A 23,135-nucleotide genomic window follows, 5' to 3' on the forward strand; every position below is an offset into this window, starting at 1 on the left:
CTCAGTAACGGCGCCAGGGCGCCGAGGTCGGAAGGTAATGCGCCCGATAGCGCATGTGGCGGGCGTAAACTTTGCGCATCATGGGATCGGATTTCGCCATTATGCGGAGCGCGCCAACCACCACGATCCAGATCGCGACGCCGAACATGGCCGAATAGAGGGTCAGAACAACGAAGATGAGGATGACCGCCGCGAGCCCGGTCAGAAGCACAAGCTCTCGGTCCGCTCCCATCAAGAGGTTCGGCCGGGACAAGGCGCGATGGATCCGGTTACGATGAAGCCCGGCGCCAGTGTCAGCCATGACGCCCCTCCCCTCCCCCGACGCGATTTGTGCTTGGGACCGCGGTCTGGTCGGCGACGAAAGAGCCGCCGATCGAAGCACCGGTCGAGCCGAAGAGACCGACGATCGTCGTCGCGCCAAGCAGGATCCCCGCGACCAGCACCACATACACCAATCGCCGCGCGAAATCGTTGAGCTCTCCGCCGAAGATCAGCATACCGCCGGCGATCGCGACCGCGGCGAGCGCGATATAGCCGGCGACTGGTCCGGTGATGGACTGTTGGATTTGCTCCAGCGGCCCTTCCCAAGGAAGCGACCCGCCTGAGCTTGCGAAAGCGGGCGATGCCACAAACAAAACTGCCGCGAGGATACAAAGCCTTGATCTAAGCAGCATGACGGGTCTCATTTTCGCGAGCCTCGATGTGATAGTGCCCATCGCTGAAACCGGCGACGCTCAGAATTTCGCTGACCCGTCGCCCTGTCGGTGTTCGCTGGATGGCGATGATGAGATCAACCGCGTCACCGATGACCGCCTGCATCGGTTGCGGGCTTGCTTCCGCGGCCAGTTGCTCAAGGCGCCGCAGCGCCATGCGGGCCGAGTTTGCGTGCACGGTGGCGATGCCGCCTGGATGGCCGGTGTTCCAGGCTTTCAGAAGGGTCAGCGCCGCGCCATCGCGCACTTCGCCAACGATGATGCGGTCGGGACGAAGCCGCATCGTGCTCTTCAGGAGCCGCGACATGTCCACGGTCTCACTGGTATGCAGGCTAACGACGTTGTCGCCCGCGCAGCGGATCTCGGCGGTGTCTTCGAGAATGATCAGGCGATCTTTGGGTGAGCAGGCGACCGTCTCGGCGAGTATGGCGTTTGCAAGCGTTGTCTTTCCCGATCCGGTACCGCCCGCGACGACGATGTTCGCTCTCCGCGCGACCGCCTCGCGGATAATATCCGCTTGCCACGGGGTGATGTTGCGCGATCTTACGTACTCATCGAGGGTAACCAGACGCGATGCTCGTCTTCGGATCGAGAAAATCGGTGCCGTAACGACGGGAGGCAGCAATCCCTCGAAACGATGGCCTCCGATTGGCAATTCGCCGGAGATGATTGGCCTACTCGTACCGATCTCCACGCCGAGGACATGCGCCACGCAGCCAATCACCGTTTCGGCCGCCGAAACCACCATGTCGCCGAGTGTATTGATCGACCCGTCCTGACGCTCGATGAATAGCTTGCCGTCGGGGTTCAGCATGACCTCGATGACGTCGGGCTCGTCGATCACACGACAAAGGTCCGGGCCGAGGGCATGTTCGAGCTTGCTGATCAGGCGTAACATTGAATGACGGCTGCTGTCGGTCATGGAGGTAATCCCGTCGCAGGTTTCTAGTTGCGGGCTGTCCACCATCCACCGCAATGAGGTCGTTCTGGATTGGCGGTGACTGGTTGGTAGCTCGCCAACGCCGCGAGCGTCTACTCGCAGATCTGTGGGTAGGCGGCGGCGAGCCTGGGATGTCATGTGAATGTATGTGGTCTCCGCCATCCGGCCGGAGAATATTCAGGGTGGCCTGTTCGATCTGAAGCAGACAGAAAAAGCCCGATCCGCAAGGCGAGGAACACATCGTGCGGAGATTGATGGGCATCAGTTGAGCGGGCAAGTCGCCGATCCCGCGGCTCGCGGGGGATTGAGCGCGTCGAGACATCGGCCATAGACATAAATCACGCCGCCGAGCTTGTTTGCCAATGCGGCGAGCAGACGATTCGCACGAAGCAGGAGTTTGGCTGGCCCATTATTTTGTAGCCGCTTTGCAGAATGGAGCTGCTTCGGTCTCTCGACGGTGACTTCGCAGTGTGTGCACGGAAAGCGCCGAGATCGCGATAAAGGACTGAATTCTCGAGGAAATGTTGCTACTCGCTATGGAAAGCTGTGCAATCCATGGGTGGAGCAAGATTTCGTTAACTTTAAAAGGCTTGCAAGGGTCAGAGAATCGATGCACTCCTCAGATGCGTATTTTTCACGTTTTTCGGGCGTTTTCCGCATACGTGCCCTGATGGACGAAATGATGACCAAGACCCCAAACAATGGCGACAGCCGCTCTTCACCACTCCGATCGAAGATCGCGAGTCATTCGGCGTCTCTTTCGGCCAAGCTTCAAGAGCACCAGTCGAATATCTTCACGCCGCATGCGCGCAAGACCATCCGGTCGTTTTCTCCGTCCGAAGCAGCAAAGCTGCTCGGAGTGGCCGAAGGTTACCTTCGCACAAGTGCGGTCGAATTGGAAAAGAAAGCGTCCGGCGGCTCGGAGCGCGACTTCAGTCCGGCGCTCGCCGGTGGCAGGCGCATGTACTCGGTACAGGACATCGCCGCCATGCGCGCCCATCTCGACAAGCCGGCCCGTTCGAACGGCCGTTACCTGCCGCATCGCCGCGAAGGTGAGGACCTGCAGGTCATCTCGGTAATGAATTTCAAGGGAGGCTCGGGAAAGACAACGACCGCGGCCCATCTCGCTCAGTATCTGGCACTACGCGGTTACCGCGTTCTTGCGATAGATCTCGACCCGCAGGCCAGTTTGTCAGCCCTGTTCGGCAATCAGCCGGAGCTCGACGTCGGTGAAAACGAAACCGTCTATGGCGCGATCCGCTACGACGAGGAACGCCGCCCTATCCAGGAAATCATTCGCGGAACCTATATTCCTGATCTTCATGTCATCCCAGGCAATCTGGAACTGATGGAGTTCGAACACGATACTCCGAAGGCCTTGCTGCAACGCAAACCCGACGATATCCTGTTTTTTGCCCGTCTACAGGCTGCAATCAAGGACGTCGAGGACGCCTATGACGTCGTTGTGATCGACTGCCCTCCGCAGTTGGGCTTTCTTACGCTGTCGGCACTCACGGCCGCGACGTCGGTACTGATCACCATCCATCCGCAGATGCTCGACGTCATGTCCATGAATCAATTCCTCGCCATGACAAGCGCGCTCTTGGATGAAATCGCCGAAGCTGGCGCCGAGGATCGCAACAACTGGATGCGTTATCTGATTACCCGGTTCGAGCCGACCGACGGCCCGCAGAACCAGATGGTTGCCTTCCTTCGCTCGATGTTCGGCGAAAACGTGTTGGTCAATCCGATGCTGAAGAGCACGGCCGTATCCGATGCAGGCATCACCAACCAGACACTATTCGAGGTGGAACGCGCCCAGTTCACCCGATCCACGTACGACCGGGCACTGGAATCGATGAACAACGTCAACGCCGAGATCGAATCATTGATCAGAGCGACATGGGGTAGATCATGAGCCGGAAAAACCTCCTCCCGATGCTTCACAATGAAGCCAAGGACGGGCAGCAAGCTGCTCCGCCGCCGCCGTCGCGACCACACCTCGACGCGCAGAGATCAAAGCCACTGGCCGCGATCAGCAAGTCGCTCGGCGACCTCAACGATCGCAGTCGCCGTGCGAACGAAATCGAGCGGAAGCTGGCTGAAGGCCAGGTTGTCATCGAGCTCGACGCTTCCACCATCGAACCTTCCTTCGTGCAGGATCGAATGGAGGGGGACCTTGATGGTCTCGTCGCATCCATACGAGAGCAAGGCCAACAGGTTCCAATCCTCGTTCGCCCTCATCCTGAACAATCGGGTCGCTATCAGGTCGCTTTCGGCCACCGACGTTTGCGGGCACTCACTGAGCTCGGCCTTCAGGTCAAGGCGATCGTTCGAGAACTGAGCGACGAACAGCTGGTCATTGCTCAGGGCCAGGAAAACAACGAGCGTGAGGACCTGACGTTCATCGAGAAAGCCCGCTTCGCGGCGCGTCTCAAGGAACGATTCGCCCGTGACGTGATCACGGCGGCGATGTCTGTCGATAAGAGCGATCTGACGCGGATGTTCAACATCGTCGATGCGCTGCCAGCGGATCTGATCGACGCTATTGGTCGGGCACCCGGCGTCGGGCGCCGCAGCTGGATCGAATTGACCGAGCTCCTTGAGAAAGCGTCTTCACCGGAAGATGCAACACGCTATGCACAAACGCTCACGAGCCTGTCGTCGCCGGATCGCTTCAAAAGCGTGATTGCCCATCTGAAGCCGCGTCGAATCACACGCGGTGCTCCAGACGTGCTTTCAGGGCCTGACGGGCAACGGCTTGCTCAAGTCAAACAGAACAAGACCAAGGTGGAACTGACAATTGACAGGAAGGCAATGCCTGACTTTGCCGCCTTCGTATTGGAGCAGTTGCCCTCGATCTACGCCGAATACCGCACAAAACAGCAGCCAAAAAAGGAAGCGTAACCCGCAAAAGAAAAGAGCCCCCAAAACGTCGCCGTCCTGGAAGCCCCTATCTGTCTAAGCACCAGTAGAATCGCATTTCCGGGATTCATCGTCAAGAGTCTTTGGCATCGTTTTGATGAGCGAATTGCTTTTGCCTGAAGAAAGGTGAAGGACGATGCATACGGAAAGTGTGGCGACGCCGTTTGGGCGGCGGCCGATGACGCTTGCCTTGATCAGGCGGCAACAATCGGTTGCCGAGCTGAAGGCGGGTAAGACCTGTGACAAGTGGAAAGTTAAGCGGGACGCCTCTGCCGCCATGGAGCAGCTGGGCCTTCAATCGAACAGCCTCGCGGTGCTCGACGCTCTGTTGAGCTTTTATCCTGAAAATGAACTGCGCCAGGATGGCCAGTTGGTTGTCTATCCTTCCAACCTCCAGCTCTCCCTTAGAGCCAATGGCATGCCCGGTTCGACGTTGCGACGTCACCTTGCCCTCTTGGTCGAGGCGGGTTTGATCGTGCGCAAGGACAGTGCCAACGGCAAGCGGTATGCACGCAAGGACGGTGCCGGCGACGTTGAACGCGCCTTTGGCTTTGATCTCGCACCCCTTCTTGCACGAGCGGAAGAACTTGCCGCCATGGCCCAGGAGGTGATCGCGGCACGCACCACATTGCGTAAAGCGAAAGAAGACCTCACGATCTGCAGACGCGATGTTCGAAAGCTGATTACCGCCGCCATCGAGGAAGATGTCGAGGGCGGTGATTGGCGTGCCATGGAAGCAGCCTATGCAGCCATCGTTGGACGTCTGCCGCGCGTTGCATCGCTCAAAGACGTTACCAGCGCCCTGGATGAAATGCTCGCCTTGCGGACAGAGGTCCTCAATCGATTGGAAAAGCTTGATAAATCGGTTTTTTCGGGCACCAATGATGCTCATATTGAGCGGCACATACATAATTCGAATCCCGAATCTCCTAATGAATTTGAACAAAGCTATGAAAAGGAGCTGGAAGCGAAATCGGCGGAAGATACTCGGGCGAAGAAACAATCACGTGAACCTCTCAAGGTTTTCGCGCTGGGTACGGTGTTGAGAGCATGCCCGCAGATTGTCGACTACGGGCCTGGCGGGAGCATCACGTCGTGGCGTGACTTCATGTCCGCCGGCGTGGTCGTCCGATCGATGTTGGGGATCACGCCTTCGGCATATCAACAAGCTTGTGATGTCATGGGGCAAGAAAACGCAGCGGTGTCAGTCGCTTGCATGTTCGAGCGAGCCAACATGATCAATTCGCCTGGTGGATACCTGAGAGATTTGACCGGCCGAGCACAGAGAGGTGCGTTTTCTCTTGGTCCAATGCTCATGGCTCTCTTGAAGGCGAATGCCGATCCCGAGCGGAGGGTTTGAGTTCGAGCGAAGAGGCTTTACGACAGCAAGACACATGGTCGCGGAGATTGATAGCCCGGCAGGCCCTGGGATTTATCTGGTTCACGTTCGAGTGGGACGCATAGTGCTTTACTCCACGGTACGTGTGGAGGCGCTGCGCGGTCTTGTAGGAAGAATCCCTTCGGAAAGACCAAGGCGGTTGAAGCCTCTGATAGCTGTTGTCATTGCGGTAAGCAGGAATGGGAAGCGGTCATTGGCGGCAAACATTACCGAGGATGAAAGAGATCAAGGCGGCGCAGGCTAGGGTATTCTTTCGCAAGGGAGGAGCTCCGCGTGCCGCATATGGTTCGAAATGCGCCCTTGGAAGAGCCTGGTGACACTCATCAGACTTTTTGGCGGTCGCTGTCGAGCGGGGATACGAGCGTCGGAGTTTCATTGGTCGCGCCCCAGGTCGTCCACGCGGGATCATCATGTCACATGAGCGGCAAAACCTGCGGCCAACTGCCAGGCCGAGTTCTTCAAAGTCAGAGTTCCGTCGTACTAAGCTAGTGTCGCTAAGCCTTTGAAAAAATGAGAAAAGTCCGGAGAAAAGGAATTGTGTTTGCGGAGCCAATGTCGTGGGTGCTCTGGCTGCCATCGCTTTCCTCGCGACCATTTGCATGACTGATCCCGCGAATTGTGTTGGCACAACCGTCGCAATGGTTTTGATTATTGCCTTCGGCGGGACGGCCTCCGAGGCAGCTTTGCCTGGCATCACCGCAAAACGACATAACGATCTCGAAGAAGTTCTCGGGATGGCGCGTGTGGCCCTTGTATATGCTGGGTGGCAAACGTTGGCCGAAACACGCCTGTCTCGCATCGGGTACGAGGCTTTGCTTTGGGACCCAGTTCCAGGGAGAGCTGCGTTTTGCGCTCAATCGGATTCAACCTCGAGCAGATATTGGTGAGATCGGTCGTTTTCGCGGCGGGAGGGCCATATTTCGGGCCGAGGCATTCATCGATAAGCCCGATGACGATTGAGGTACTTCAGGTGAAGCGAGAAACGGATTCCCGTGGTGAGGCCGACGTTTCGCTAGTCCTTTCACTCGACTTGGGGCCCCCGACCAGTGAGAAGGGATCGCATAAAGTGACCTTCGCATGAAGGCGACATAGTCCCTGTGATGATACGGCTGTTCAGGATCGGAGTCGTAAGACCGGTCTGCTTCTCAAAGCTTCCAGGACTTTTAACGCTCTTTTCCTGGCTCGCTTGCCGTGCGAGCAATTGCAATACTTTGCCGATATTGAGGCGAGAATCGTAAAGAGGAGCCGCCATTGCTGGATGATCGTTGCGAAAACTTCAAATGGCAGTGACGTTGGTAGCTTAAAGGAATGAAGATAACCAGCGATCCTCAATCAAGCGGCCCAGGCAGTAGCTGCGACTTCGGTGGGAAGATGCCGCGCGGTGTTTCTTATGATTCATCTGCGGCGCGCTTGGGATAGACACATCGAGTTTACCTCGGGCAGGATTTTCAATCGCAATAGGACGGTTTGGTTGAGCAAGAGGCAGCTTAGCCAGTTGGGAAGTGCCGAATGGAATGAGTGGCTTGCGCTCATGGAACATCAATGCTCGTTCCAAACTCTTGAAAACGTCCTATCAGGTGCTGGGTGGCGGGGCCGCGATACGAGGCCCGGCGTTGTGTGTCGCAACATGGTCAGTCTACACTTCGTCCCGCTAATTCCAAATGCCGTTCGTCATCGAGGGGCGAACTGAGGCGTTTCCCCGGTATCTTGGACAAGAGCGAGCTTAGACACTTTCACAGTCTAGCAGAAATGGCATTCGAGCATGTTGGGGTTCCGAGAGCGCCCCTCGCCTCTCGTCCCCTCCACTCACTGCAATCGGCATAACCGCGTGGCCTGTGACTGCGCCCAGCTACGCGCGAGGGCGTCGGTATCGGTTAGACCAGATAGGAGGCCTCCGAGACCATCATCGATATTGAGGTGAGCGTCGGTGATCCTGCAAGTTGACGGCTCAAAGGTAACGTCAACGCTTACTCTCCCCTCCACGGCATCGACCTGGAACAGCGAATTGTCGTCAGCCTCGCATGTCAGATAGGCCTCCGCCCGCACGGTTGTCAGCCCGCCCGACTGCGGACAGACCTCAGCAGAGGCTACATCGAAGCCCCTTGTCTTGTTAGGTCCAACCGGCAGCTGTTCGCAGAGACGGACATTGGAGATCGCGCGTGCAATAGCTGGCCAGTTGTCGTTTTGAACAATCGACAAGCAGTTCGCCAAGAGCGGGGCGTGCCCCAGTCCAATAAGTCCGGCCGCAGCCCAGATGATTGTGCTTCTCGTCCGCCCTGCTTCCATGATCATCTCCCGTTAGCCTCCGCCGTGGGATTCAATAAAAAGATCATTCCCGGGTTTTTGATGACGACGTCGACGTTCATGCGACACTTTCAGTATGAGTGGAAGGCTGTGAGATCGACTGACCTCAGCCAAACACCCTGTTATCGCATTCCCGGTCACGGATCGTTCTTCTGGCAAGATACGGCCTTCCGCGCGATGCTTAAGCGCGCAGGTCGCGCGCGACGTGCCGCAGCGACGAATGTTTTCGGTGGTGGCTGGCGATAGTAATTTGTCCGATCGTTGCTGGACTTAGCGACGTCAGCGATTTCATATAAAAGACGCTTGTCGCTGTTTGCTCTGTGCCCAGCTCGGCGTCCCCTCCCCTCACCGCTCGCTTGTTGGGGCACGCATGTGACGCGAACGCTGACGCCCTAGGTGTTCGGTGGGAGAACGGGAGATACTTGTTCGGTTGGGTGCTTTCCACGGACTTCAATGGCGGCGGCGCGGCTGTAGCACAGGACGCGGCGTCGTCAATTTTCGAGCGATTTCAGAAAATGACGTCATTTCAATAAGTTGAGATCGTGGGCCGCGGCCCATGGAGATATTTTGTGATTTTCCGTCATTTCGCCATTTGAGAATTCATCGAAAATTCAATTGGTTAGGACCGTGGGCCGCGGCCCACACCGATTTTGGCCAGTTTAACTCTACATAATGCAGGGAAGTGTCGCTGTATTGAGCGGCGCCCGCCGATCAACAAACACCTCCTGCACGATCGCTCCCTCGTTTGCTTGCCGTTATCCGGCAGACGCTTTCGGCTACTCGATCGTTACTGCAAGTGCATGGGACAGCTGCAAACGGCTGGACCGGTACGGGGAAACTTAGCGGGTGTCAGGTGTTGCTCACTTCTCCGCAAAGACCGTGGAGAACCTGTCGCCCGCTGCTATCTCTCGGGCCCCGTTCTGTTTGACGCCGCCGGCCCCAGTTTTGCATGGCCCCTGACGCTGCTTTCTACTCCTGCACAGATGATCATTGCGCACCAAGCCGCTGGTCTCTGGGGTTGCCCCTCCCAAGTCTCTGCCGTTCTGGTGTAGCATCAGACTGGCTTCGAGGCGATGCAGGGAGGCCGTAAACATCATCGCAAGGCAAGCGATCAAGGATGCGAAAGGTGAGTTCGCGTGAAGTGGGACCATCCCATGAACGATGACTTCGGAGTCTGGCTGAACGACATCCGGTGCGCTTGGCCGAGGGAATGCGGCCAGATGATAAAGCGCTCGCTGAGTATTTGGCTTGGTGCGAAGTGACCGGCGAGAGATCCTAGGTCGATAAATAGCGGTGCCGAAGGGTGATGAGGTGCGCCTCACTGCTGACGTTGGCGATGGTGCGTGCGGCACTTTCCTTGGGCAAAGCGGGGTGTTTGTAGGAAGCCCCTTAGGTGGCGTATGGGCTTCGCCTTGGGCGGCGATGATATCCGCTGAACGTGCGAGTAGTTCTGATGATGGACTACGCCAACCGAAACTTATGTCCTTCGACAATGCAACGAATGAAGCTACACGCGAAACCGCCCGCTTTCGTTGTGAACGCGACAGCATAGAAGAGGGCGATCGGTGCCGTGTCCCCGCAGTAAAACTGGACGGTATCCACGTCTTGCAATCTGCAGCGTTTGATTGTGAGCATGGTTTGAAAGCTTGGTGCTGGACACGAGTGCCGAGTCGCGATGCCTTGGTGCCGATCAGTGCTTGATCGGGAGCAGTGTGCCCTAAGCCATGCTATGACCCTTGGAGGGCGAGGCTCGCCAGTGGCGCTCATTGGTCGGCGTTTGCTGCGTGTGGCGATTGGTATCCACACTCGTAGGAGTTCCGGCGGGGATCATTCGAAGAACGGCTCGACAGCGTTGCGAGGCTTTCGCTTCTCACCCGGCAGGACCTGGCGACCTGGGTTTGTCCCAACCCAAGCTGTGCGCATTTCGGCCTGACGTCTCGGCTCGGTCGGTAGCGCTGGAGTCCGATCGGTACGGTCGCTTGTCAGGGGCAGCGCGTAGAAGAGTTCTCTGTCAGCATTGGGTGACAGTACTCGGGTGGGGTCGCCAACTGCCGGTAATGACCATTTCCAAAAAGCTGTCGGCCCTGCGTAGGCGCCCTGGGGTGACGAACTTCACAAGATGTCGGCCGAGGGAGCTCGAAGATGGATTATCTCAACCAGGTCTAAAAGGCGGTTAGTTCTTCGCTTCGCTTGTGGACGATCCAGCGCTCAAAAACACGAGCGAGGATCGAGAGTAGAGACCCTCGTTTAACCGTGCTGTCGGACGAATGAGGTAGGCACAGGTTGCGGAAACCCTTATCCTAACGGCGGATGAGACCAAATCTATGGGCTTGGTCTAGCAGATCTCGGACAGATGAGGGCTGGAATTTCTTCCCGCCACGAGCAGGTCGCTCTCCCATCTTCTCAAGCTCACTCGCAATGTCGCGAAGCGACAAGCTCGGATCAGCGATCGTGATCGCCGCTACCTTCTTCATGAGATGGTCTTCGGGAGCGCGGCGAGGGGAGCGGTCAAGGAGTTCTTTTCCTGCAAGCTGCTCGCGCACCAGACGGTTTACCGCTCGACGAAGGCGCTCTACCGTCCAATCTTGGCCGCGTCGGTTGAGAACGTCGACGACGTTATCCCAGCTGTGCTTTGGGCGCAGTTGCCTAACGACTGGAAGCCAGGTTTCCGACGAAGCTTTGAGACCATCGATGTAAAGCTTCTCGCGTGCCTTGGACGCAGCTTCAATCGCTTCCGGGTGCCTTTCCCGAAGGCCGGGGTTGCCAGGAAGTCGTCCTTGAGCTTTTGCTGCCTTGATACTTTCTCTCGCGCGCTCGGCGCTTTGCGCCTTTTCAAGGTCTACGATCGCGCGAAGAAACTCGATGGAGAAGGCCCACAACGGCCCAGTCGTGTCAACGGGGTCACCGAGAGAGCGGAAGCCGATATTTCGATCTCTGAGTTTTTCAAGTAGCGCCAGGAGGTCATTAGCAGAGCGCGCGACTCGATCCAAGCGAGTGACCACCAAAACATCTCCAGCGTTCAGATCTGCAAGTAGGCGGACCAAAACCGGTCTCGCTTGGGACGCGTCGGATCCGTGCTCCTGATAGATGCGGTCACAACCGGCCGCCCGGAGGTCCTCGGCCTGCCGATCTTTAGCTTGATCACCGGCGGACGAGAGACGTGCGTAACCTACGAGACGGGTAGGGGTCTTGCGATTGTCTGCTGTTTCTTGCGCCATCGATGATGGTCCCGATCTTCGAGCTTGCAGTAGATTGTACAGATTTAAATTGTATTAGAAACACTACCTTTACAAGCGTGTATTATAGTCGCAACTGCGGTTCACACAGCGCGATTCTTATGCGTGGGCGGATGGTTCACCGTCTTGGGCCGGCGTTTCCTTCTGGCGGCGCTTTATGGCGGAAAAAATTGATCGCTGGAAGCCAGCTTCGCGCATATGACTTGGACCTAAACGCCAACCGCGCTGAGAGCACCAATCATTGGTGCGGAAACATCTAGGCACGGGAGATCGACCGAATTCGGCGGGACAGAGGTATCTACCGACTTCGATCGACGATCGCTGCGTTAGACGAAAACCTAAGATGATTGACGTGTCCGGTCTGTGGCCAAAGCTTCAATCATCACGACCAGCGACGCGAGCTGCTCTTCCCTGAGTGCTCGAAGTGCCGCTTGTATGCGCTCTTGGAAAACCTCTTCTGATGTCTTGTTAAGGCTAACGTCGTCTAGACCAAGCAGACTATCAATTGAAGTACCCAGCGTTTGCGCAATGCGCACTAGCGTGTTCAGGTCGGGTTCCCGCGCACCGCTCACATAATTGCCGTATCGCCGTTCGCTGAGCCCAGCACGCCTGGCGACTTCAGCGTTTGAGAAACCAAGTTGTTCAGCTCGTTTACGAAGATTCGTTGCAAAGTCAGCCATACCACAATTTGTTCATGACAGGCGGCACGGGTCCATGTACAATTCGTGCTTTATAGTAAGCACGATATGTGGTGTTTGGATGGAACTCCGCCAACTATCCCTTTTCCGAGCCGTTGCCGAGGAGCTCCACTTCGGTCGTGCCGCGATCAAGATGAACATCGCCCAGCCAGCGCTCAGCAATCATGTCATGGCGTTGGAGAGGGAGCTCGGCTGTCCTCTGTTCATCCGCTCCACACGGCGGGTCGAGCTGACGAGGGCAGGGGAGACCTTCTACGATCGTGCTGTCCGCATCCTTAGCGAGATGGAACTGACGACCGAGCTGACACGGGCCGCAGGCGGCAGTCGCATCCGCCAGATCAAGATCGGTACCGTCTATCCAGCCACCATGGGCATGTTGCCCCTGTTTCTTGGCAAGATCGCCCGAAAGTTTCCGGATGTCCGCATTCACATTGCTTCAGGCAACACCGGAGACATTATACGCGGGCTGGAGACCGGACAATTGAACCTCGGCTTCATCAGGCCGGTCGAGAACATCGGATCGCTGCGCTTCTTCTCCGTTGCCCATGAACGCTATCTTCTGGCGGTCGCCGAGAGCAATCCTCTGGCTTCACTGAACGAGATCTCGATCGAGGACCTCCGCGATCAGAAGATCATTGCCTTCAATCGGCAGAACCTCTCCTACACCGAACGGTATTTCAACGGGAAGTTCGAGGAATACGATCTGACGAAGAACGTCGCCTACAGCTGCGACGACACCTATTCGCTGGTCTCTCTCGTCTCCGCCGGTCTTGGCATCGGCTTTGCACCGGAGTGGACGACCGACATCCCGAACCGCAGCTTCGTGCTCAAGAAGGTGAGGGGGATCGACTTCAAGATCGGGCTTGGCATTGCCTGGTCGAAGGAGGATCCGACGGCGTCGCGAGACGATATTGTCGAGATCGCGAAGTCGATGGTGCGGCGCGGGGAACGTTAGGGTTGAGGGGTCGTGAAAATACCCAAAGGGTTGACCATAGGTGCATGAAGAGCGATTCTGGAAGTCGAGAATCGGTGCGTTGTAGGGCCTTGCTGCGCGGCCTTGATTGATTAAGCGGTGGAACGGACATCGATAACCGATCATTATCGTTAGTTAAAAACCCAACTCCCAATTATACGCAGTGACGAACAGGAATTATGATCTAGCATTCGTTTAACGAATGATTTACCATGAATTCAATGCGTTACCATCTCGCCAATCTGCCCATCCAGAGCCTGCTGAAGCCCGTCACCGAGGCGACAGCCGCGTTGTGCCGGCTCGACGAGCGTATCGCCTGCTCCACCATCGGCGGCGGCCTCCTCGAGCGACAGAATTTTGCCGACGCCTGCGCCTCGCTGTGGCTCGACGGCGAACTCGTGCATCTCGAGGACCTCGTCCTCCACGACGCCGGCGTCGACGTCCGCGCCCCGACCCACGAACTCACCATCGCCCGCGACGTCTTGCGCAGCCGCCGCCGCATCGCCAGCCAGCCGCCGGCCTGGGCTCTCAGCCCCGACGGCCTGCGCACCCTCCGCCGGGCGTGGCCCGGACCATCATTGGGAGACGATGGCCGGCGTGGGAGTGATGAGATTGACGGCGAACTGCCCGGGGGAGGGGAGGGGGAGCGTGACGACGTTGATGCGAGCGCGTCCGACGCGGACGCCAGCGTCTTCGCCGACATTGACGCGATCCTCGCTCGCTCAAGTGCGGCGATTGAGGAGGCAAAGCGCCCGAGCCACGTGGCAAGCCACCGCGGCGCGGACAGCAAGGCGCTGGTCTACGATCTCGACTGGGACGAGGATGCGCGGCTTGACGAATGGCGCGACGTCGTGCGGCAGGCGCGCGACCTGCCGCCGGTGCTGGCGGCGATCGTCGCCCTTGATGCCTGGAACGAGCTATCCGTGTCGCAGCACGCGCCGTGGCTCGGCCGGCTGTTGGCCGCGGCGCTGCTGCGCCAGGCTGGTATCTCAACCGGCGGCCACCTGGTGGCGGTCAATGTCGGCCTGAAAATCGTACCGGTCGATCGGCGGCGGCATCGCAATCGCGACACACGGCTGCTGGCGATCGCCCAGGGATTTTTGGCGGGCGCCGAGATCGGGCTGAAGGAGCACGACCGGCTGGCGCTGGCGTGCAAGATGATGGAGCGGAAGGTGTCGGGGAGACGAACGTCTTCGAAACTGCCGGAGCTGGTCGAGTTGGTGATGGCGAAGCCATTGGTCTCGGCTGGTATGGTGGCCGAGACGCTAGGCGTCACGCAGCAGGCGGCGCGGCGGATCGTGATGGAGCTCGGGCTGCGCGAGATGACCGGCAGGGGGAGGTTTCGGGCGTGGGGGGTGATGTAGACTCTCCGGCGGTTACTACGACCAGGGAATTCACTCCGCTTTGCGCATCCTGCCAGCTGGTTTAATCGCTTAATCACTTCGAATTCCAGCTTTTCTAGAAAGCGCGCGACAGTTTCCCGAGCCCCCTCATCGTGCCCGTGCACAATGAAGATTTTGCGTTTCAAGGGGCTGCTTTGAGGCGATACCGCGGGGGAAATTGCCGGGGTAGTTGACAACAAATCCCCTGCCGGCACAGCAATGACGCCAGACTCTGACACGTCGTTCATCGAACCCGCATTTGAGGAGGCCATCTTAAAAGCGGATCGCTCTTTTTCGCTGATATTCGTCATCCAACCGTTGCGGTAGATCTCGCCTGCTTTCGCGACAATTTCGGACTGAATGTAATTGCCATTGGGCGTTCGGAGCTCCGGATTTTTAAGGGCATAGCTTGCGAGCGACGTGGCCCTAGCCATCAAACTATTTCCCGCTCCGGCGTCGGAATCTTGCAGATCCCATTCTAATCGCAATGCTTCAAAGCCGGAGTGTCCGACGAATTTCAATATGTTCGCAGAAGCGATCAGCAAACCTCTTGACGGAAAGGGCGGCATCTTTTGGACTTCAGTTACGTCGTTCATTTGGCTGGTCCTATATGGGATACAGGACGTTATCACGTATTTTCAATGCCTTGGTGTCAACTGCTTTACCGGTCGTGCGTCCAGCTCCCATCAAATTGAAGACGGAGGTTTTTAAGCTCGGATGCGAGATGATCCTCGCACCCGAGCTCGACGACTTAGTTCGAACTATGCCGCCTCCCATATATTCTACCCTATAGCACGGTTCATTAACGGGCATATTCTCGCGAATATATCCATTTCGTTGAAGGGATTCGGTTGAACCGTGTTGTCACGGGCTTTGCCGCGACCGTTATAGGCTGAACGACACGCTTGCCTTTCTTGAGTGCTGGAGTGATTGCAAAGTCCTTCAGGCCGGCGAATTGCCCGGCATACTGCTGCTTCAGCGCCGCGAGCTCGACCTTGTTCTTGCTTCGGCTGGCGACGACCGCCATGCCGATCACGCCGCCTTCCGTCGCTTCCCATTCAACGGATTGGGCAAACAGCGGGCGCGCTTCCGCCGGGCCCTTGTCTCGGAACAGCTTCCAGCCCAGGGCCTGTGCGCCCAACGCCGACTTTGCAGCGTAGACGTAGGTCTTGAGCGTGGTCAGGTCGGTATCGCTGATCTTCAGCGTCGCCTGTTCGTCGGTCAGCGCGCCGGCGACGATTTCGATATATTCATTGCGAATATCGTCGGACTTGTCGGCAAAGCGGCCGGCAAGCGCAAAGGCCTCGTCCATCTTGCCGAGATTGCGCAGCGACAGGATAACGCCTTCCACGCTTTTCAGGTCGTTGCCATACTGCGTGCCCGAGGTGAACCAGGCCAACGCCGGCTGCCATTGCTTCTGGCTGTAATAGTACCACCCGAACAGGCTTGCGTCGGCGGCCGACTGCGCGCTTTCGACATAGTTGGCGAAGGATTCTAGATCCGCGCCGGAAGGCGGGCGGGCCATAGGATCGCCTTCGCTGATCGCGCCCATCTGCTTGCGTATCGCATCATAGCTGAAGCTGGCGAATTCCGCAGTGCCATCCGGCAGGGTGCGGCCGAGCGCAAGCAGCGAGGTGATGCCGGCGGCCGGTAGAAGCGCGCTGGCCTTTTGCATGGTTGCCAGTCGCTCGTTCGGCTGGTCGCAATTGGTGAGCACGTACTTGTAGAGATCGAATGCCTTTGCCATGTCTCTGGTCTTGGCAAGGGCCTCGCCTACCTGCCACAGCGCGTTCATCTCGCCGCATACGAGCAGTTGCGGCTGCTGTTGAGCGGCGGAAATCACTTGCGCCCAGTTGGCGCGGGCATAGGCGCGGTCGATCAGCTTGCGCGATTCTGCCATCTGCAGCTTTTCCATCAGGTCCGTCGAGGGCTTCCATTCCGGATTGCCGCTGGCGATGCGGGCGATCTCCACGCGCAGCCGGGTAAGGTCGCCCGTCGCGTAGATGTCCCAAAGCGGCTGCTCGTCGATCGCCGTCGTCTGGTTGAACAGGTCTTCGGAGGCTTCCCAGTTCGGATAGAGCGCCTTGAGGCGGCGCAGTTCCGCGCCGAGGCGCTTCAGGTCACGCGTCTTGGCATAATAGCGCAATGCGGTTTCATCCACCTTCTCAGGGGCGGCCGCCTTAGCCTGGCCCGTTGCCGCCTGCTTGGTGTCGGCCGTGGCCGAAGCAAATGGATTGGCTGCGGGGGTAGCGGCCGGCGGCGGCGTCGTGACGACGGGGGCTTTCTGCGCCACAGGGGTGAACGGGTTTTCGCCGGGTGCGACGTCGCGATAACTCGCTTCCGGAAGCTGCGCGGTCCCGGTAACCGGAGCGGCATTGACCGCCTTTGGCAGCACCGCGGCAACGTTCTGGTCAACCGCCGGCGTGATTGCCGTGTTCTGCGTCGGCACGACGGCGAGAGCGCTCATGCCACCTGCCGGCACGATCGCGTTCAGGTTCGCATTGTTTTTGAGATCAGCGGCGGAAACCGGAACTGTTCTCAGCGATGGGGTCAACAGAATAGCGCAACTGCAAAGCAGGAGTGCTGTCACTGTGTATCTGGCAGACATCTTGGATACCTTTCTGCAACTGCAACAAGACTGAGGAGATGAAGTGTGGAGGGGTAGTAATCGGTGGTTTCGAAGGCCGCGGCCGTCGGAGCGGCGGCCTCGCGACCGAGACTGCAATCGACCAGTTCCGTCACGGCGCGATACCCGGCTTCCGGCATCTGCGACAGGGTCGCCGCGTTTGCCAGTTCGATGACAGAGGGTGCGCCGTTGTTGATGTCGCGCCAGGCGTCGGCAAACGGCGTCAGCAGGTCTGAATGATCGCGGGAATACCAGGCGAGATAGAGCGGAATACGGATCGCGTCATGGCCGAACTGCGCCGGATAGGCGCTTGCCGGCACCGGCGTTCTGCCCTTCAGCGATATCCAGTCCGCCGGCAGCGCTGCCGGTCCGAAGCGCGCGGTCTGCGTGAGCGACAGCCCCGTCCTGATCAGCTCGTCGGCTGGAAAACGCGATGACGCGACGCCCAGTTCGGCGATGGCGGGATAGACCCAGTACGAGAGGTTGACGACGGGTCCGTCCGGTTGATCCGTGGCGCCAAACCCTCGCTCGCCCGGCAGTAGCGCTTTGCCGAATGCCGTGTCGACGACGGTCTTGTCGGCGATCTCCTCGGCAATCCGCTTGGCATCGCGGGCATAATCGCTGTCTTTCCAGACATGGGCCGCCTTGGCCAACGCCCAGCCGATGAGCAGATCGCCGTCGGTCGCGTTGTTGGTGTCGGCGACGTGTGGCGTCGCCGCCGGATCCCATCGCCAGGCCGCAAGGCTGTCGCCACGCACGTAGAGATTGGCTTTCGTCCAGTCCCAAATGCGCTCGAAGCTCTTGCGGTCGTCGGCGATCACGGCAATCAGCATGCCGTAGCCCTGACCCTCGCTGTGGCTGATTCCGTTGGCCCGCGTGTCGATCACGCGGCCCTCCGGGGTAACGTAGTCGTGGCGATAGAGCATCCACGACCCGGCGACGTAGTCCACCGGCTGCAGCGCGTCGTCAGCGGCAGCGGTCGCCTGCGCCAGCGGGGATGCGGCAATCGAACCCGCCAGCAACATCGCTTTAAACGAGACGGTGCGGCTCATCATTTGCGACGACCGAGTTTGAGCATCAGGAAGGTCGATGCACCGAGCATGATTGCCGCGCCAAGCTGGGCCAACGTGTATTCCATGACATGGTTGGAGAGCCAGCCGGCGATGATCAGGCGTATGTTGCCGATCGACACAGGCTGGGTCTGAAACAGCGCGATGTCGCGGGGAGACACCTGGTCCATGACCTGACCGCTCGTCGAGAATGACTGCAGCGATCCGTTGAGCCGGGTCCAGGTCGAGCGTTCCATGACTGCGTCGACCGTCGCTGTGAGGCTTGCGTCGGAAGGCGATGCCACCACCGTCCAGACGCCGCCCGATGGCATTTCCTTCTGGGCGATGAGCAGGGCGGTGTTATCCTTCGGCTGGTAGTTTTCGGCGCGGGTCTCACCGGCCGAGCCGAGTGCGGGGTGCAGTTGCGACAGGGTCGATCCGGCGAATGACTTTGCCGTCGAAGCCAGTTCGGTGACGGGCGCGAGAACCTTATCCAGCTGGGTCGGCGTATCGGCCGCAGTCGTTTCTTGGCCGCTGGCAGGGTCGCCGAACGACATCGAAGCTGCGGCTTGTCCGCGCCTGCTGCTCAGCAGGCCGTTGGTCAGACCTGCCGGTGTGGCGGAGAGGTCGAGGCCGGCCTGGGTCTGGATTTCAGCAGGCAGTCTGCCGAAGGGTGCAAAGGCCATGATCTGGCGTTGGCCGGCGTCGGGAACCGATGTCATCAGATCGACCGGCATGACGCGACCGGAGGAGTAAGCCATCTTGGCGAGAAACGAACCCGCTGCATCGAGTGCCGGCGAATTCAGATCCGGCACGTAGACGGACGTGGCCTCGGCAGCGTGACCCGCTGCGAGCGATGCGCCCGATACTAGCGCTGCGATATCGGGGTAACGGCCGACCCGTGCAAAGGACGGAACTTCCAGAAAGCTCGATCCGAGGATCGACAGGCGCGAACGGTCTTCGTTGGCGCCTGCCAGCGGATCGCAGACGGCATCGGCCGGTGTCGGCAGACGTGCTTCGAATTCGATGATGTTTTCGCCCGGGCGCAGCTTGCTCAGCGGGATCGGCAGGCGCTGATCTTCAATGAGGCCGTTGCGGCTGGCGCCGAGCGTAATGTCGGCGACCGTTTCGCCGTTGGCGCGCAGGATGAGTTCGGCACCGCGGGCAAGGTTGGCGGCATAGCGCGCGCTCAGATGCATGACGAGCGAGCCGTAATCACCGGGATAGAAGTCCGACGGCATCGAGAAGTTGACGCTCTCCTTGTAAAGTCGACCGGTGAAGGGCTGCGCGATGAAGCCGAGGTTCTGAAGCGGCACCACCGAGTTGGGTGCGAGCGGGCGACCCTTGGTGTTGGCAAGCGCGCGCAGACCCTGCGGCGTTCCGTCATTCTGCTGCTGCTGGCTAAGCCGCTGGAACTCCTCGACGGCATTGTCGACATCAGGAGCGGCCTGTCCGGTTATCACCAGCATCTTGCGCTGCGTGCCATCATCGGAAAGAACGCTGATGCCGTCCTTCAACGCCGCCGCGCGATCGGCGCCAAGTGTGGACGCCAGTGCGTTGCGTGTGCCGACGACCACATCGATACCGGGATCGCCGGATTGCGCTTCGCCGATCGTCACGGCCGGGCGATCGAAGTTGCCGGCAATTGCCAGCGACTGGATCACGGCCATGATCCGATTGTATTCGGTCGTCGATGCGCCGGGCGAAATCCGTCCATGGATGGGAGTGCGGCCATCATTGATGCCGCCCAGTGCGATCAGGTCGGGTATCGACGTTCCGCCGGCGGCGGACTTGCCGCCGAAGACGAAGCCGCTGTGTTCGGGGTCGACCTGCGTCCAGAGTTCATAGGTTGCGTCGATGGTGCAATCGACGCGGTGCTTCTGGTCGACAAGAATGGAGACGGCATTGTAGCCTGGCTGGATGAGGCCATTCGGCACCTTGAGTTCGGCGCGGTAGGGGTCACCGGCTGTGAGCTTGATGGTGCCGACATCCTGGTCGTTGACGAAGACCCGCATGGCCGAGCTTTCGGGCGCGGTCGAGATTGAGGTCTGCAGCGAAAGGACGAGTTTGGTGCTGCCGGCTATCTCCGCCGGAAGCGCGTAGAAGGCATATTCCCTGCTTGTGCTCTCACCATTGAAGAACAGTGCATTGCGGGTGGCACCGATCCGACGGAGATTGCTGTCGTCCGTGGTGATTGCCGTCGCTGCGGGCGTCATCGGCTTGGCGATATCGCCGAGTGAGAAGGCGGTCGGAGACTGTGCAAAGGCACCACCGGTGAGCAGCGAGAGGGATGTTGCGGCAAGAGCCAGCTTGTAACGATAGGGGATACGCATCATGCACCTTCCTTGGCACTGGTTTCGGGGAATGCCTGGGCTGTGTTGTTGTTTGCAGGCAGCCGGGGCGCCTGCGAGCGGCGCGCCGAAGCTGCGGAGCCACCGGTGAGAAGCAATGCAAGCGCGCTGACAGGACTGTTGAATGCCCAGCGAAGAAGAGTGACCGTCGCCATGATCATGCCGCGGCGCTTCTGGCGGGTTGTGCGGGCCGAGCGGACATCGCTCATATCGCGCAGGATCATTTCTGCAACGACCGGGTAGTGCTGCGCCTCGAGGTCGAAGCGGATCGCCAGCGTCTGCTGCTCCTGGCTCGGATGTGCGGCGACCGTCACCGGGATCGAGTTGATGATCAGGGCCTGCGAAGGGTTGGCAATCGAAAGGTGGCCGTTATCCGACTTGCGAAGAGCCTGCATCGCGGCCTGCGGCAACTGGATGGTGGCGCCGGCGGCCGAAGCCCTGAGAGCCGAACCCGTCCAGGTCTTGTCGCCAAAGGTCAGCGATACCTTGGTGTTGGTTGGCAGCTCAATGCCTTCGACCACGTTGCGGCGTTCGGTGATGACGCCAAGGCCGGCGCCGGCGATCAGCAGGTTCAAGAAGTTCCAGGCGCCGACGATCATCAGGAGACCGCTGATTTCAGGTTCGGTGTTGTAGCGATAAATCGAGACGCCAAGCGTGAAGGCGAGGACCGCGAAGATCGCGAAGTAGGGGAGGGAGAGCTCCGACAGACGGTCTCCGGCAGTGCTCTGACCCTTCGCCGTGACGTTGAAGGTCGGGCGGCGTGGCTGCAGGATGACACTGATGATGGCGCGGAACAGGTAGACCGACTGGACGTATTCGTAGATCTCCGACATCCAGGGCCAGCGAACCGAACCGTAGAGGTAGCTGCGGATGAGTTCGCCGACGATAAGGTAGGTCACCGTGTGGGCGATAAAGTCCTCGGACGACGCCACGAAGATCTTCATGTTGAAGAGGATGAAGAGAAGCGGCGCGAAGATGAAGACGGCCCGCACGAAAGGGAAAAACCAGAACAGCGAGCTGGAAAGGTAGCAGATGCGCTGCGCGAAGCTGAGACCGGCCTTCAGGAGCGGGTTTTTCAGCAGCAGGATCTGCACCATGCCGCGGCACCAGCGCGAGCGCTGACCGATGAAGCTGGAGACTGTTTCCGGCTGCAGGCCGGCAATCATCGGCTTGTCGACATAGACGCTGGTCCAGCCGCGGGAATGGAGTTCAAGCGCCGTTTCGCAGTCTTCGGTGATCGTGATCCCCGAGAAGCCGCCGACCTCTTCCAGCGCTTCGCGGCGCAGGACGGCTGCCGAGCCGCAGAAGAACGAGGCGTTCCAGCGGTCGAGACCCTTCTGGATCTTGCCGTAGAACATCTCGTTCTCTGACGGCATTGTGGTGAAGGTGTCGAGGTTGTGCTCGATCGGGTCCGCGTTGGCGAAGAAGTGCGGTGTCTGGACGAGGAAGAGATTGGGATCCTTCGAGAAGTATCCGACGGTCTCCTGCAGGAAAGCGCGTTCAGGCGCATGGTCGGCATCGAAGACGACGACCAGGTCGCCGCTGGTGCGCGAAAGGCCGCTGTTCAGGTTTCCTGCCTTGGCGTGGACGTTTTCGGCGCGCGTCAGATAGGTGACGCCGAGATCGGCGCACAGATCCTTGAGGACGATAGCGCGGTTGATTGCAGCCTCGGCGACAGCGGCGTCGTCGGAGAAACGCTTCTGGTCGGTGCCGCCGTCGTCAAGCAGGAACACTCGCAGCTTGTTGCTCGGATAGTGCATGGCCTTGGCAGCCGACAGGGTCATGGCAAGGATTTCCTTGCCCTCGTTGTAGGTCGGCACGAAAACATCGACGCTGGGCGCGTCCTCGTCCGAAAGACGCGGCGCGGCCTCCCGTTCACGCGGATCGGCGACGACGAACAGGCTGATCGCCAGCATCACGATGCAGTACATCTCCGCCGCATAGAGCACGACACCTGGAATGAACGAATAAAGGTCGTCGATCGGCGGCAGCGTGCTGGTCGTTCTCCAGTAGGCGTAGCGCAGGACGACGACGGAACCGAGCGCCAGAAACACGTGGCGCCAGATGCCGTCGAGACGAAGAACCGCGATAACGGCAAGGACCGCTATGACGGACAGCGACAGAGCCATTTGGACGGAGTTTCCAACCGGCTGTGTGACAAGGAACAGAGCGGTAAGTGTACTGGTTGCCCACAGTATTAAAGTGGCTAGCTTGGTCATTGATCGGCCCCAATGATTAACGGGAAGTTAAGTTTGAGCCGATACTAGGAATTTATAATCGGGAGGCAACCTGTATATATTATGCAAATTTGAAATGTTATTGAATAAATATCTATTTTTTAACTGTATTATTTCCGGATAAAATGTCAAAACATGTTTTTCTGCACATAAAATATACTTAACGCGACTGAAAGAAGCAAATTCTCTTGATTTTTACCATGAGTATTTAAGGTTTTGTGCAGAGGCTCCCTGCTAAATTAGTAGGTTCTTAGTTAATTTCGGAACCGAGAAGCCGGACTGCGTGCTACCCGAGATATATT

14 protein-coding genes are annotated in these 23,135 nt (G+C 58.7%); 5 read left to right on the top strand and 9 right to left on the bottom strand.

Going from position 1 to position 23,135, the window contains the following annotated elements; genetic code table 11:
- Nucleotide 1: 1 nt before the first annotated feature.
- The 3 genes from ACCD05_RS22510 to trbB are packed head-to-tail and all read right to left on the bottom strand — an operon-like array spanning nt 2 to nt 1,635.
- On the bottom strand, nt 2-301 hold the full coding sequence (locus tag ACCD05_RS22510) for a conjugal transfer protein TrbD (protein WP_111564285.1): 300 nt from the start codon (nt 299-301) through the stop codon (nt 2-4).
- Nucleotides 294-674 (bottom strand): TrbC/VirB2 family protein, encoded by a 381-nt coding sequence (locus ACCD05_RS22515; protein ID WP_283193594.1) that lies wholly within the window; start codon nt 672-674, stop codon nt 294-296. The genes ACCD05_RS22510 and ACCD05_RS22515 overlap by 8 nt, the downstream gene beginning before the upstream one ends.
- A complete protein-coding gene (gene trbB / locus ACCD05_RS22520) occupies nt 664-1,635 on the bottom strand; it encodes a P-type conjugative transfer ATPase TrbB (RefSeq protein WP_111564287.1) in 972 nt (323 codons plus the stop codon). The genes ACCD05_RS22515 and trbB overlap by 11 nt, the downstream gene beginning before the upstream one ends.
- Before the next feature lie 700 nt (nt 1,636-2,335).
- Here trbB and repA point away from each other — a divergent pair.
- The 3 genes from repA to repC all read left to right on the top strand — a co-directional run bounded on the left by repA (nt 2,336) and on the right by repC (nt 5,938).
- Nucleotides 2,336-3,571 (top strand): plasmid partitioning protein RepA, encoded by a 1,236-nt coding sequence (repA, locus tag ACCD05_RS22525; RefSeq protein ID WP_313760384.1) that lies wholly within the window; start codon nt 2,336-2,338, stop codon nt 3,569-3,571.
- Nucleotides 3,568-4,560 carry a plasmid partitioning protein RepB gene (gene repB, locus ACCD05_RS22530; RefSeq protein ID WP_413395443.1) on the top strand — a complete coding sequence of 331 codons (993 nt, stop codon included), beginning with the start codon at nt 3,568-3,570 and terminating at the stop codon, nt 4,558-4,560. Before repA ends, repB begins: the two co-directional genes overlap by 4 nt.
- A 154-nt stretch (nt 4,561-4,714) precedes the next feature.
- Entirely contained in the window at nt 4,715-5,938 is a 1,224-nt protein-coding gene (gene repC, locus ACCD05_RS22535) for a plasmid replication protein RepC (RefSeq protein ID WP_413395445.1), read from the top strand.
- 4,643 nt (nt 5,939-10,581) lie between these two features.
- On the opposite strand, the gene ACCD05_RS22540 is transcribed toward repC, so the two are convergent.
- Nucleotides 10,582-11,499, bottom strand: a complete 918-nt coding sequence (locus tag ACCD05_RS22540; protein WP_112982075.1) for a recombinase family protein — start codon at nt 11,497-11,499, stop codon at nt 10,582-10,584.
- Nucleotides 11,500-11,855: 356 nt separating this feature from the next.
- Nucleotides 11,856-12,197 carry a helix-turn-helix domain-containing protein gene (locus tag ACCD05_RS22545; protein ID WP_112982076.1) on the bottom strand — a complete coding sequence of 114 codons (342 nt, stop codon included), beginning with the start codon at nt 12,195-12,197 and terminating at the stop codon, nt 11,856-11,858.
- Nucleotides 12,198-12,276: 79 nt separating this feature from the next.
- On the opposite strand from ACCD05_RS22545, the gene ACCD05_RS22550 reads away from it, so the two are divergent.
- Nucleotides 12,277-13,170: a LysR family transcriptional regulator gene (locus ACCD05_RS22550; protein ID WP_413395446.1), complete on the top strand. Its 894-nt coding sequence runs from the start codon at nt 12,277-12,279 to the stop codon at nt 13,168-13,170.
- Between the two features lie 230 nt (nt 13,171-13,400).
- Nucleotides 13,401-14,552 (top strand): RHE_PE00001 family protein, encoded by a 1,152-nt coding sequence (locus ACCD05_RS22555; RefSeq protein WP_413395448.1) that lies wholly within the window; start codon nt 13,401-13,403, stop codon nt 14,550-14,552.
- A gap of 820 nt (nt 14,553-15,372) precedes the next feature.
- Here ACCD05_RS22555 and ACCD05_RS22560 read toward each other — a convergent pair.
- Genes ACCD05_RS22560 through bcsA form a run of 4 tightly spaced genes read right to left on the bottom strand, consistent with a single transcriptional unit; the run spans nt 15,373 to nt 22,815 of the window.
- Entirely contained in the window at nt 15,373-17,178 is a 1,806-nt protein-coding gene (locus ACCD05_RS22560; protein WP_413395450.1) for a hypothetical protein, read from the bottom strand.
- Nucleotides 17,157-18,248 carry a glycosyl hydrolase family 8 gene (locus tag ACCD05_RS22565; protein ID WP_413395452.1) on the bottom strand — a complete coding sequence of 364 codons (1,092 nt, stop codon included), beginning with the start codon at nt 18,246-18,248 and terminating at the stop codon, nt 17,157-17,159. Before ACCD05_RS22565 ends, ACCD05_RS22560 begins: the two co-directional genes overlap by 22 nt.
- Complete coding sequence (locus ACCD05_RS22570) at nt 18,248-20,578, bottom strand: cellulose biosynthesis cyclic di-GMP-binding regulatory protein BcsB (RefSeq protein ID WP_413395454.1); 2,331 nt, start codon at nt 20,576-20,578, stop codon at nt 18,248-18,250. Before ACCD05_RS22570 ends, ACCD05_RS22565 begins: the two co-directional genes overlap by 1 nt.
- Complete coding sequence (gene bcsA / locus ACCD05_RS22575) at nt 20,578-22,815, bottom strand: UDP-forming cellulose synthase catalytic subunit (protein WP_413395456.1); 2,238 nt, start codon at nt 22,813-22,815, stop codon at nt 20,578-20,580. Before bcsA ends, ACCD05_RS22570 begins: the two co-directional genes overlap by 1 nt.
- Nucleotides 22,816-23,135: the final 320 nt, after the last annotated feature.

The organism is Rhizobium sp. Rhizsp42 (assembly GCF_047304155.1).
Taxonomy (GTDB): Bacteria; Pseudomonadota; Alphaproteobacteria; order Rhizobiales; family Rhizobiaceae; genus Rhizobium.

Excerpts from the sequence above, each read along its gene's own strand:
- ACCD05_RS22510 (WP_111564285.1), bottom strand. The coding sequence starts at position 301 with ATGGCTGACACTGGCGCCGGGCTTCATCGTAACCGGATCCATCGCGCC.
- ACCD05_RS22515 (WP_283193594.1), bottom strand. The coding sequence starts at position 674 with ATGCTGCTTAGATCAAGGCTTTGTATCCTCGCGGCAGTTTTGTTTGTG.
- trbB (WP_111564287.1), bottom strand. The coding sequence starts at position 1,635 with ATGACCGACAGCAGCCGTCATTCAATGTTACGCCTGATCAGCAAGCTC.
- repA (WP_313760384.1), top strand. The coding sequence starts at position 2,336 with ATGACCAAGACCCCAAACAATGGCGACAGCCGCTCTTCACCACTCCGA.
- repB (WP_413395443.1), top strand. The coding sequence starts at position 3,568 with ATGAGCCGGAAAAACCTCCTCCCGATGCTTCACAATGAAGCCAAGGAC.
- repC (WP_413395445.1), top strand. The coding sequence starts at position 4,715 with ATGCATACGGAAAGTGTGGCGACGCCGTTTGGGCGGCGGCCGATGACG.
- ACCD05_RS22540 (WP_112982075.1), bottom strand. The coding sequence starts at position 11,499 with ATGGCGCAAGAAACAGCAGACAATCGCAAGACCCCTACCCGTCTCGTA.
- ACCD05_RS22545 (WP_112982076.1), bottom strand. The coding sequence starts at position 12,197 with ATGGCTGACTTTGCAACGAATCTTCGTAAACGAGCTGAACAACTTGGT.
- ACCD05_RS22550 (WP_413395446.1), top strand. The coding sequence starts at position 12,277 with ATGGAACTCCGCCAACTATCCCTTTTCCGAGCCGTTGCCGAGGAGCTC.
- ACCD05_RS22555 (WP_413395448.1), top strand. The coding sequence starts at position 13,401 with ATGAATTCAATGCGTTACCATCTCGCCAATCTGCCCATCCAGAGCCTG.
- ACCD05_RS22560 (WP_413395450.1), bottom strand. The coding sequence starts at position 17,178 with ATGTCTGCCAGATACACAGTGACAGCACTCCTGCTTTGCAGTTGCGCT.
- ACCD05_RS22565 (WP_413395452.1), bottom strand. The coding sequence starts at position 18,248 with ATGAGCCGCACCGTCTCGTTTAAAGCGATGTTGCTGGCGGGTTCGATT.
- ACCD05_RS22570 (WP_413395454.1), bottom strand. The coding sequence starts at position 20,578 with ATGCGTATCCCCTATCGTTACAAGCTGGCTCTTGCCGCAACATCCCTC.
- bcsA (WP_413395456.1), bottom strand. The coding sequence starts at position 22,815 with ATGACCAAGCTAGCCACTTTAATACTGTGGGCAACCAGTACACTTACC.